At 72.4% G+C, this 11,595-nt stretch carries 11 protein-coding genes; 10 read left to right on the top strand and 1 reads right to left on the bottom strand.

The window, feature by feature from the left end; genetic code table 11:
• Nucleotides 1-674: ALF repeat-containing protein (locus E1283_RS21890; protein ID WP_132819824.1), on the top strand; the 674-nt coding region annotated here is incomplete at its 5' end.
• A gap of 147 nt (nt 675-821) precedes the next feature.
• Here E1283_RS21890 and E1283_RS21885 read toward each other — a convergent pair.
• On the bottom strand, nt 822-1,325 hold the full coding sequence (locus E1283_RS21885) for a hypothetical protein (RefSeq protein ID WP_341829945.1): 504 nt from the start codon (nt 1,323-1,325) through the stop codon (nt 822-824).
• A gap of 432 nt (nt 1,326-1,757) precedes the next feature.
• Here E1283_RS21885 and E1283_RS21880 point away from each other — a divergent pair, with 432 nt between their 5' ends.
• From E1283_RS21880 to E1283_RS21840, 9 genes are all read left to right on the top strand, one after another.
• Nucleotides 1,758-1,970 carry a hypothetical protein gene (locus E1283_RS21880; protein WP_132819822.1) on the top strand — a complete coding sequence of 71 codons (213 nt, stop codon included), beginning with the start codon at nt 1,758-1,760 and terminating at the stop codon, nt 1,968-1,970.
• 320 nt (nt 1,971-2,290) lie between these two features.
• A complete protein-coding gene (locus tag E1283_RS21875) occupies nt 2,291-3,508 on the top strand; it encodes a right-handed parallel beta-helix repeat-containing protein (protein WP_132819821.1) in 1,218 nt (405 codons plus the stop codon).
• 184 nt (nt 3,509-3,692) lie between these two features.
• A complete protein-coding gene (locus E1283_RS21870) occupies nt 3,693-4,412 on the top strand; it encodes a GntR family transcriptional regulator (protein WP_279571284.1) in 720 nt (239 codons plus the stop codon).
• A complete protein-coding gene (locus E1283_RS21865; RefSeq protein WP_425086210.1) occupies nt 4,409-5,320 on the top strand; it encodes a dihydrodipicolinate synthase family protein in 912 nt (303 codons plus the stop codon). The genes E1283_RS21870 and E1283_RS21865 overlap by 4 nt, the downstream gene beginning before the upstream one ends.
• 92 nt (nt 5,321-5,412) lie before the next feature.
• A complete protein-coding gene (gene araD, locus E1283_RS21860; protein ID WP_132819825.1) occupies nt 5,413-7,173 on the top strand; it encodes an L-arabinonate dehydratase in 1,761 nt (586 codons plus the stop codon).
• Between the two features lie 68 nt (nt 7,174-7,241).
• On the top strand, nt 7,242-8,177 hold the full coding sequence (locus E1283_RS21855) for a carbohydrate ABC transporter permease (protein WP_132819818.1): 936 nt from the start codon (nt 7,242-7,244) through the stop codon (nt 8,175-8,177).
• On the top strand, nt 8,174-9,082 hold the full coding sequence (locus E1283_RS21850) for a carbohydrate ABC transporter permease (RefSeq protein ID WP_132819817.1): 909 nt from the start codon (nt 8,174-8,176) through the stop codon (nt 9,080-9,082). Before E1283_RS21855 ends, E1283_RS21850 begins: the two co-directional genes overlap by 4 nt.
• 39 nt (nt 9,083-9,121) lie before the next feature.
• Nucleotides 9,122-10,315: a Gfo/Idh/MocA family protein gene (locus E1283_RS21845; protein ID WP_132819816.1), complete on the top strand. Its 1,194-nt coding sequence runs from the start codon at nt 9,122-9,124 to the stop codon at nt 10,313-10,315.
• A partial coding sequence (locus E1283_RS21840; protein WP_132819815.1) for a glycoside hydrolase family 43 protein occupies nt 10,312-11,595 on the top strand: 1,284 nt, incomplete at its 3' end. The genes E1283_RS21845 and E1283_RS21840, both read left to right, overlap by 4 nt.

Below are 11,595 nucleotides of genomic sequence, written 5' to 3'. Positions count from 1 at the left end.
CCCTCGCCGCCGCCCCGGCGGGCACACCGACCAGCGTCACGGTCGCGTCCGACACGCCGGTGGACGAGATGACGGAGGCCGAACTGCGCGCCGCGATAGCCGACATCCTGGCGACGCACGACGGCAAGGGAGTCGTCAGGGAAGCCAACAAGGCACTCAACGGCACCGTCGAGGACATGCGCGCGTTCCTCACCACCGGATTCCAGCAGGCCCTGTTCGAGGATGACCTGGTGGCCATCGGCACCATCCTCGGCCGGGCTACGAGAGCCGGCGACAGGGCTGTCATCGAGGCATGCAACGAGGTGCTCAACACCCGCACCCCGGAGTCGGCACGCGCCTTCCTGGAAACCGGTTACGCGAGGGTTCAGTTCGAGGACGACCTGGTCGCCGTCGCCAGGGCCCTCCACCAAGCGAGGCTCAACAACGACAAAGCGGTCATCGAGCTGGCCAACGCGACACTCGACGCCTACACCCCGGAGTCGGCACGCGCCTTCCGGGAGACGGGGTACCGGCTCGCCCAGGCGGAGGACGACGCCGTCTACATCGCCACCATGCTCGGTGACCCGGACATCAGCCCCGCCATGCGTGCCGCCATCAACGCGGTCCTCGACGACGGCTCCCCCGAGGCGTTGCGGTACTTCCGGCTGACCGGGCAGTACGAGGTGGAGGGCTAGAAACCGCGCGCCACACACACCGGCTGTCCGCCCGCCCGCGCGCGGCGGCTGCGATCCGCTGGATCCAGCTCCCGTGCGCGGGTTCCCGAGTCCCAGGACGTCCACGGGCCGACGAGTTCGCCCAGCCGCCGCGGCGCGGCTGACGGGTCAGGGAAGCGAGGCCGGCCTCTCGCCCTCGGGGCCGACGCGGCGTCCGTCGCGCCACAACTCCTCGGCGTGCGAGGCGAAGCGGTCGAACATCCCGTCGTCCTGGAGGCGCCGCAGATGCAGCATGGGGGAGTCGTGGCCGACCAGCTTCGCCAGATGCGGCGTCACCAGCATCTGGTCGTCGAACCGGAAGACGGACAGCGAGACATGTGACTCGGCGTCGCTGTACCGCGCCTCGATCCGCTCGGTCCGGCCGATGCGGGCCAGGTGCTCCAGAGTGATCCGGATCCGGGTGGAGACGGTCAGCGCCGTCGCCTCGACGGCCTCGCGCCGCCGCGTCACCTCGGACTCCGGATCGCCCAGCAGGAACCGCACGGACGCACCCGCCCCGGCCTTCCTCCGCAGCACGCCGGCCAGGTTCGGGTGGTCGAGCCACAGGAAGTAGTTGGTGTAGCCCGCGAAGGTCAACTGCTCCCGCGCGTCCGTGATCAGCCCGCGCCACACCGACGAAGGGCAGGCCGATCGGTACGGGTATACGGTGACGACCTCGCGATCGGCCCCCGTCTTCACAACCGCCCTCGCGGCGGCCGGCCACAACACGCGCTCCTCAACTCCCAGCACCTCGGCGACGGCCACCCGGGCCCGAGGACGCGGCACGCGCCCCTCGTACAACCACCTCTCCACCGTACGGTCCTCGACCCCGCACGCCAGGGCCAGTTGATGCGCCGTTCGCCCGGACTCCGAGATCGCACGCCGTAGCGGCTCGTTCATGGTCAGCCTCCCTGCCATTGGCGACACTTCAAGAGGCTATGTGGCAATGGCGATTATGGCGTCGTTCCGCCGGTGCGGTGCCCGAAATGGTGAACCACCCTCAGTGATTGCTCGACTACGGCAAACGCGGGAGGTTCTGTGCGGAGTGGGTCGGATGCTGCGGATGTGCCCGAGGTCGGTGCACCCGCTTGGGATGCCAGGGCGGGGCGTGGCGGCGTCGTGATGGGCCGCGTCGGCCCGTACGTGCAGCTCCGGCCGGTCGGCGGCGGGCGGGAGTGGGACGTACGGCCGGAGGATCTGCGGGAGATCGGCCTGGCGGAACTGCTGCGTGCGCGGGTTCGGGAGGCCAACCGCAGGAGTCGCGGCGAGTTGCTGTGACGCGGCGGGCCCGGCCGCCGGCCGCAGGCCGCGGGAGGTCCCGGAAGCCAGCGCGGCGCCCCCGCTTTACCGGTTATTGACGGGCCGTTGGGCCGTTGCCATACTCGCGGTTCAGCAAGGCTCGGCAAGCGCTTTCCCGGCCGGCGCCGTATCTCGTGCCGGTCTCGCCAGACGTCGCCGTGGCGCCGCTCGATCTCCCTGGGTCCATGTCACTCCCCGGTCGAGGACAGGCCGGTCGTGAATCGATTCATGTTCGATGAGGTGGCGCGCGGTCTCCATCCCCCACCGGCCCCCACAGGCCCCAGCTTCAGGAGTGAACGATGGGACGCAGAGCCGCAACCCCCATCAGCAGGCCCCTCGACGAGCCCGCAGGCAAGCCTCTCGGCGAGCCCCGCACGAAGCGCAAGGTCACCCTTCTCCTCTCGGCCCTGGTCGCCCTCGTCACCGCCGGGGCCACGATGAGCGGGCCGGCCGTCGCCGCCGACGACATCGGCGTCGCGGCCTGCGGCGACGGTTCGTACCAGGCGGAGGCGGTGCGCAACGGCAACACCTGGACCGCGCCCGGCTACTCCGGCACCGACATGCTCTCCGCGATGCGCGCGGCCGTGAACAGCCTGACCCCGGGCCGCACCTCCAAGCAGCGCGTGGTGGTGCGCGGTTCGGGCTCGGTGCCCGGCAACCAGTCGCTGGACCTGCCCAGTTACACCGTGCTCGACGTCTGCGGCACGATCAACTCCAGCGGCACCGTGGGCGCCAACCACGCGCCGATCCGCACCCAGAACACCACCGACGTCGAGGTGCAGAACGTCTCGATCACCGGCGCGCCCTACTTCGGCATCTTCGTGCGCAACGGCACCAACATCACCCTCGGGCAGATCAACATGCAGCTCTCCGGGGGCCTCGGCGTCCGGATCGACAACCACTCCAACCGCAACGTCCGGACCCGCAACGTGCGGATCGACAACGTCTTCGTCTCCGGCAGCGGCAGCCACGCCGTGGAGACCTACGGCGTGGACGGCATCACCATCGGCACGGTCACGGCCCGAAACGTCGGCGAGTCCGGGCTGCTGCTCAACGACACGATCAACGCCACCATCACCCGGGTCGACGCCGAGAACGCCGGCACCGGCACCGGCTACGCCGCGTTCCGGATGGCCAACCGGAACGGCCGGATCGGCAGCAGCTACCCGGTGAACATCCGGGTCGGCGAGGTGATCGCCAGGGGCGGCGGGCGCGGCGTGTTCTGCGTCTCGGAGAGCGGTGGCGCGCAGATCGACCGGGTCACCATCTCCAACACCGGGAACAACGCCATCCTGATCGAGAACTGCTACGGGGTGAACATCGCCACCCAGGGCGGCACGATCACCGGCGGTGGCGGGGTGCGGATCGCGGCCCGCACCGAGTTCGCGAACACCAGCGACGTCACGCTGCAGAACCTCACGCTCACCAACAACTCGCTCACCGAGAACCCGTGCGGCGTGCGGATCACCTACCGCAACCTCACGCTGAACAACAGCAGCCGCAGCACCTGCAGTTGATCCCGCCCGCGATCCCGTCCCGGCGGCGTGGCACGCCGCGCGCCGCCGGGACGGCAAGCGATTTCTGTCAGAACCGTTGACGCCGCCCCGGGGCCGACCTACGTTCGTCGGCGGCGCACGTCATATGGCGTATGCCGTACACCAGATGTCATATACGAGATACGAGACACGAGAAACGACGCGCGTGAACGCTCCGCTGTCCGGCGCCGCGCCGGTGCCCATCCCCTCCCGCACCCAGTTCGTCCTGGAGCACCTGACGCGGGCGATCCTGACCGGTGTGCTCGAACCGGGCTCGCCGCTGGTCGAGAACGAGCTCGCCGCCCGGTTCGGCGTCTCCAAGACGCCGGTCAGGGAGGCGTTGAAGACGCTGGCCGGCCGGGGGCTCGTCGAGATGAGCGAGTACCGCGGCGCCTCGGTGCGGACCGTGGACGCCGCCATGGCCCGCTCGGTCTACGACGTCCGGCTGCTGCTCGAACCCGAGGCGCTGAGCCGCACCGTGGGCTCCGGCGCCGACCTGGCGGCCGCGCACGCCGCGCTGACCCGCGCGGACACCGCGAAGGACACCGCGGAGCGCTCCCTGGCCAACCGCGACTTCCACCGGGCGCTCTACCTGCCCTGCGGGAACCCGCTGCTGGCCAGGATGCTCGACGAGCTGCGCGACCAGGCCGCGCTGGTGTCCTCCGTGGCCTGGCAGGCCCGGCCCACCTGGGACCGGGAGGCCGAGGAACACCGGGCGATCCTGGCCCGGGCCGAGGCCGGCGACGCGCCGGGCGCGGCCGAGCTGCTGCGCGCGCACATCCTGGCCTTCGTCCACCGCGCCTTCCCCGCGGAGGCGTCGGCCCTGGACGGCGGGCCGCCGGCACCCGAACACGAACGACAGGCAAGGGAACAGGAAGAAGCGTGATGAACGACTTCGCGGCGCAGCGAGCCGCACTCGCCGATGTGGTGGCCATCACCGTCAGCCCCTTCGACGCCGACGGCGCGTTCGATCGGGACGTCTACCGGACGCTGGTCCGCCGGCTGGTGGACGGCGGGGTGCGCACCCTCACCGCCAACGGCAACACCAGCGAGTTCTACTCCCTGACCCTGGAGGAGCGGCGCGTCGAGACCGAGCTGACGGTCGCCGAGGCGGGCGACGGGACGCAGGTCATCGTCGGCGTCGGCCAGGACGCGACGACGGCGGTCGCCGCGGCCCGGCACGCGGCGGAGGCCGGCGCGTCGATGGTGATGGTGCACCAGCCGGTCAACCCGTACGTCTCGCAGGACGGTTGGATCGAGTACCACCGCCTCGTCGCCGAGGCGGTGCCGGAGCTCGGCGTCGTCCCCTACGTGCGGAACCCGGCGATCGAGGGCGCCTCGCTGGCGCGGCTCGGCGAGCTGAGCCCCAACGTCGTCGGCGCGAAGTACGCGGTGCCCGACCCGGTGCGGTTCGCGACCTTCGCGCGGGACGCGGGGCGCGACCGCTTCGTCTGGGTGGCCGGGCTCGCCGAGCTGTACGCGCCCGCGTACTTCGCGTGCGGCGCCACCGGTTTCACCTCCGGCCTGGTCGGCGTCGCGCCGGCGATCTCGCGGGAGATGCTGGCGGCGCTGCGCGTCGGCGACTACCCGGCGGCGATGCGGGTGTGGGACCGGATCCGCGTCTTCGAGGAGCTGCGGGCGGCGCGCCAGTCGGCCGACAACGTGACGGTCGTCAAGGAGGCGCTGGCCGCGCTCGGCCTGTGCCGGCGCGACGTCCGCCCGCCCAGCTCGGTCCTGCCGGAGCCCTCGCGGGCGGCGGTCGCGGCGATAGTCGAGGGGTGGGAGGTCGCGTGAGCCCCACGGCACCCGTCGTGCGGGGGCGGAGCCCTCGCACCCCCGAAACGGCCGCGGCCGGCCCCGGCTCGGCCGGCGAGGCCGAAGCTCCCGTGGAGCGCGCCGGCCGCCAGGCCGGGGCCGGCTCGGGTCGGCCGTCGGAGACCCTCCGCAGCCACCAGTGGTACGGCACGGACGGGCTGCGGACGTTCAGCCACCGGGCCAGGACCCGGCAGCTCGGCTACCTGCCCGAGGAGCACCTCGGGAAGCCGGTCATCGCGATCCTCAACACCTGGTCGGACATCAACCCCTGCCACCAGCACCTGCGGGAACGCGCGCAGGCCGTGAAGCGCGGGGTGTGGCAGGCCGGCGGCTACCCGCTGGAGTTCCCGGTGGCGACGCTGTCGGAGACCTTCCAGAAGCCGACGCCGATGCTCTACCGCAACCTCCTCGCCATGGAGACCGAGGAGCTGCTGCGCTCCTACCCGGTCGACGGCGTCGTGCTGATGGGCGGCTGCGACAAGACGACGCCCGCGCTGCTGATGGGCGCGGCCAGCGCCGACCTGCCCACCGTGTTCGTGCCCGCCGGTCCGATGCTGCGCGGCCACTGGCGGAGCGAGACGCTCGGCTCCGGCACGGACATGTGGAAGTACTGGGACGAGAAGCGCGCCGGCCGCATCGGTGACCGGGAGATGGCGGAGCTGGAGAACGGGCTCGCCCGCTCGGCCGGCACCTGCATGACGATGGGCACCGCCTCCACCATGACCTCGGCCGCCGAGGTGTTGGGCGTGACCATGCCGGGCGCGGCCGCCATCCCGGCCGTCGACTCCGGCCACGAGCGGATGGCGGCCGCCGCCGGGATGCGCGCGGTGGGGCTGGTCGAGGAGGGCGCCACGCTCTCCCGCTTCCTCACCCGCGAGGCCTACGAGGACGCCATCGCCACCGTGCTGGCGCTCGGCGGCTCGACCAACGCCGTGATCCACCTGGTCGCGATGGCCGGCCGCTCCCAGGTGCCGCTCGACCTCGACGACTTCGACCGCATCGCGCGGACCGTGCCGGTGCTGGCCGACGTCCGCCCGGGCGGCCGGTTCCTGATGGAGGACTTCTACTACGCGGGCGGGCTGCCCGGGATGCTCGCCAGGCTCGGCGAGGCCGGGGTGCTGCACCTGGACCGGCCCACCATCGCGCACGCCTCGCTGCGCGAGCAGCTGGCGGACGCGCTGGTCCACGACGACGAGGTGATCCGCACCGTCGACAACCCCCTCGCCGAGCAGGGCGGCCTGGCCGTGCTGCGCGGCAACCTCGCCCCCGATGGCGCCGTCATCAAGCACATCTCGGCCGAGCCGCACCTGCACCGACACACCGGCCCCGCCGTCGTCTTCGACGACTACCGCACGATGCAGCGCACCATCAACGACCCCGAGCTGAACATCACCAGGGACCACGTGCTGGTGCTGCGCGGCTCGGGCCCGCTCGGCGGCCCCGGCATGCCCGAGTACGGCATGCTGCCGATCCCCGACTACCTGCTGAAGGAGGGCGTCACCGACATGGTGCGGCTCTCCGACGCCCGGATGAGCGGCACCAGCTACGGCGCCTGCGTGCTGCACATCGCGCCCGAGTCGCACGTCGGCGGCCCGCTCGCCCTGGTGGAGAACGGCGACCTGATCACCCTCGACGTCGAGGCCCGGGTGCTGCGCCTGGAGGTCGACGACGAGGAGCTGGCCCGGCGCCGCGCGGCCTGGACCGCGCCGCCCGAGCGGTACGGGCGCGGCTACGGCGCGCTCTACCAGGAGCACATCACCCAGGCCGACACCGGCTGCGACTTCGCGTTCCTGTCCCGACCGGGGGAGGTGCCGGAGCCCTACGCCGGCTGAGCCGCCGGGCGGCCGGGGGCCGTTCAGCCGGGGAGGCCACGACAGCTTGAAGGCTTCGAGAGGTAACGATGGCAATCGCGCACCAAGAACGGCCGGCAAGGCCAAAGCGCCCCCGCCGCCGAGCCGGAAGCACGTCACGCTGTCTGCCCTACCTGCTGATCGCGCCCGCCGGGCTGCTGATGCTGGGCTTCATCGCCTACCCGATGCTCAGCGTCCTCTACTACAGCCTGCGGGACCACAACGCCACCAAGCCCTGGCGGAACGGGTTCGCCGGCCTCGACAACTTCCGGGAGATCCTCACCGACGACCCGTTCTTCTGGGACACCCTGGCGTTCAGCGCCCGCTGGGTGTTCGTCGAGGTCGGCCTCCAACTCGTCTTCGGCCTGGTCCTGGCGTTGCTGATCAACCAGACCTTCGTCGGGCGCGGCCTGGCCCGCGCCCTGGTCTTCTCGCCGTGGGCCGTCTCCGGAGTGCTGACCAGCACCATCTGGCTGCTGCTCTACAACCCGTCCACGGGCCTCAGCCGCTACCTGGCCGACGCCGGCATCGGCGAGTACGGCACCTCCGTGCTCGCCGACACCGGCACCGTGTTCTGGGGCGCGGTGGTCGCCGAACTCTGGCGCGGCGTCCCGTTCTTCGCGATCCTCATCCTGGCCGACCTCCAGTCCGTCTCCAAGGACCTCTACGAAGCGGCCGGCGTCGACGGCGCCGGCCGGCTGCGCCGCTTCTGGCACATCACGCTGCCGCACCTGCGGGACGCCATCGTCCTCTCCACGCTGCTCCGCGCGGTGTGGGAGTTCAACAACGTCGACCTGCTCTACACCCTCACGGGCGGCGGGCCGGCCGGGCGGACCACCACCCTGCCGCTGTACGTCGCCCAGACCGGCATCGACGGCAACGAGTTCGGCTACGCCGCCGCGCTGACCACGGTCGCCTTCGTGATCCTGCTGTTCTGCTCGATCCTCTACCTGCGCCTGAGCAAGTTCGGAGGTGACGACAGGTGACCACCGTCAGCCTCGGCCACGACCCCCGGCCGGCGACCGACGAGCCGCCGCCCGCGCCGCCCGCCGGCGGGGCCCGCCGCCGGCGCCGCCGCCCGCACGACGAGCCGCCGCGCTGGCAGGTCCTCCTGCCGCTCGGCCTCTACCTGCTCTTCACCCTGATCCCCTTCTACTGGATGCTGCTGTTCGCGCTGCGCGAGCCCGGCTCCGACTCGCTGGTGCCCTGGCCCGTCACCGGCCAGCACTTCGAGAAGGTGTGGACCGAGCGCGGCTTCGACACCTACTTCGTCAACAGCGTCCGGGTCGGCGTCGCCACCATGCTGATGACGATGCTGGTGGCGCTCTCCGGCGGCTACGCCCTCGCACGGTTCAGGTTCCGGCTGCGGATGCCGTTCATGCTCGCCCTGCTCTGCTCCCAGTTCATCCCCGGCGCGCTGATGCTGGTGCCGCTCTTCGAGGTGTTCCGCGAACTCCGACTGCTCAACTCGCTGTGGAGCGTGATCCTCGCCGAGACCGTCTTCCAACTGCCCCTGTCGATGATCCTGATCAGCGGCTTCATCAGAAACGTGCCGGCCTCGTTGGAGGAGGCCGCCTGGGTGGACGGCTGCTCCCGGCTGCGCGGCTTCCTCGCCATCGTGCTGCCGCTGCTGCGTCCCGGCCTGGTGGCGGTCGGCTCCTTCGCCTTCGTGCACAGCTGGAACCACTTCCTGTTCGCCCTGATGTTCCTCAACTCCAACGACAAACAGACCATTCCGGTCGGCCTCAACACCCTGATCGGCTCCGACAGCGTCGACCTCGGCGCGCTCGCCGCCGGCGGGGTGGTGGCGGCCGTACCCGTGGTCATCGTCTTCGCCTTCATCCAGCGCTGGCTGATCACCGGCTTCAGCGCCGGGGCGGTGAAGGGGTGACCTGCCACGAGACACCAGAAAGAGAGTTCGCACCGCACGATGAACGACAGCATCCTGACCGAAGGAGCGGCCGAACCGTTGCCCGTGGTGCTCGCCGGCGCCCGGGGCCACGGAAGGTGGCACCTGCGTAACATCGCCCGGCTCGCCGACCGCGGTGTGGTGCGGCTCGCCGGGATCTGCGAGCTCGCGCCGCTGGAACCGGCCGAGTTCGCGGCGTCCGGGCTCGACCCCCGCGGGGTCGAGCAGTCCCCCGACCTGGCGGAACTCCTCGCCGCCACCGGCGCCCGGATCGCCGTGGTCTGCACCCCCATCCACACCCACGAGCAGCTGGGCCTGCTGGCCGCCGGGCACGGCGTCCACCTGCTGCTCGAGAAGCCGCCCACCCCCTCGATGGCCGCGTTCGAGCAGCTGGCGGCCGGCGTCGCCGCGGCCGGCACCGCCTGCCAGATCGGCTTCCAGTCGCTCGGCTCACACGCCGTCGACGCCATCCGCCGCCTCGTCGCGGACGGTGTCGTCGGCGCGGTGCGCGGCATCGGCGCCGCCGGCGCCTGGGTGCGCGACGAGGCGTACTGGCGGCGTGCCCCGTGGGGCGGGCACCGCGTCCTCGACGGCCGGGAGGTCGTGGACGGCGTGCTCACCAACCCGCTGGCCCACGCCACCGCCACCGCGCTGCGGATCGAGGGCTCGGACCGGGTCGAGGACGTCGCCGGCGTCGACCTGGAGCTGTACCGGATCAACGACATCGCCGCCGACGACACCTCCTGCGCCCGGATCCGCACCGCGTCGGGCGGCCGGATCGTCACCGCCGTCACGCTGTGCGCGGAGCGCCCCGGCGAGCCGTACGTGGTGGTGCACGGCGAGCACGGCCGGATCACCTTCTGGTACAAGGCCGACGAGGTGCTGCTCGAACGCGACGGGCACGAGCCGGTGACCAGCCGGCACGGCCGCACCGACCTGTTGGAGAACCTGGTCGCCCATCTGCGGGACGGCGAGCCGCTGTTGGTCCCGCTGGAGCGCACCGGCGCGTTCACCAGGCTGGTGGAGGCGGTGCGCACCGCCCCCGAGCCGGCCGAACTGCCGGCCGACGCCTGGCGCGTCGAGCCGGGCGAGGGCGGCCCGCGCCGCGTCATCCCCGGCGTCGACGAGCTGACCGCGCGCGGCGCCGCCGAGTTGGCGGGCTACGCCGAACTCGGCGCGCCGTGGGCCGGCAAGGGCTGGGGGAGCGGGGCGTGACGGACCTCCACGGCGGCACCTACCGCAACCCGGTGCTGGCGGCCGACTGGTCGGACCCGGACGTCATCCGGGTCGGCGACGACTTCTACCTCACCGCCTCCAGCTTCAGCCGGGTGCCCGGGCTGCCGCTGCTGCACTCCCGCGACCTGGTCAACTGGCGGTTCGTCGGCCACGCGCTGCACCGCCTGGAACCGGCCGACGAGTTCACCGCGCCGCGCCCGGGCGACGGCGTCTGGGCGCCGGCGCTGCGGCACCACGCCGGCCGGTTCTGGATCTTCTGGGGCGACCCGGACTTCGGGATCCAGCAGGTCAACGCGCCCGCCATCACCGGGCCCTGGACCGAGCCGCACCTGGTCAGGGCGGGCAAGGGCCTGATCGACCCCTGCCCGCTGTGGGACGAGGACGGCGCCGCCTACCTGGTCCACGGCTGGGCCAGGTCGCGCTCCGGCGTCAGGAACCGGCTCACCTGCCACCGGATGAGCCCGGACGGCACGGCGGTCCTCGACGAGGGCCGGGTCGTCGTGGACGGCGACGCGTTGCCCGGCTGGTTCACCCTGGAGGGGCCCAAGTTCTACCGGCGGGACGGCTGGTACTGGATCCTCGCCCCGGCCGGCTCCGTGGAGACCGGCTGGCAGGGCGCGTTCCGCTCCCGCTCGGTATTCGGCCCCTACGAGGAGCGGGTGGTGCTCGCCCAGGGCGACACCGACGTCAACGGCCCCCACCAGGGCGCCTGGGTGACCACGGCCGCCGGCTCCGACTGGTTCCTGCACTTCCAGCAGCGCGGCGCGTTCGGCCGGGTGGCGCACCTGCAACCCCTGCGCTGGGACGCGGACGGCTGGCCGGTGCTCGGCGCCGCCGGCCAGCCGGTGGCCGGCGGGCCGCTCCCCGTCGCCGGCCAGCCCACCGCCCGGCCGGCCACCGACGACGACTTCCCCGAGGGCGTCCACGGCCTCCAGTGGTCCTGGCTGGCCAACCCGCGCCCCGGCTGGACGCTCCCCGGCCCCGGCGACGGCCTGCGGCTCGCCTGCCAGCCCACCCCGGACGCGCACGACCTGCGGCTGCTGCCCCACGTGCTGGCCCAGCGGCTGCCGGTCGGCCCCCGCCGGGTCACCGTGGAACTGGCCCTGGACGCCGCGGCGCCCGGCGCCAGGGCCGGGCTCACCGTCCTCGGGAACGTGTACTCCTGGATCGGCCTGGAGCGCGACCGCGACGGCGCCACCCACCTCGTCCACCGCTTCAACGAACCCGTCGCCCAGCCGGAACGGGACGCCGCCCCGCCC

Source organism: Streptomyces hainanensis, from assembly GCF_004348415.1.
Classification (GTDB): domain Bacteria; phylum Actinomycetota; class Actinomycetes; order Streptomycetales; family Streptomycetaceae; genus Streptomyces; species Streptomyces hainanensis.
This window is presented reverse-complemented; position numbering and strand designations above follow the sequence as displayed.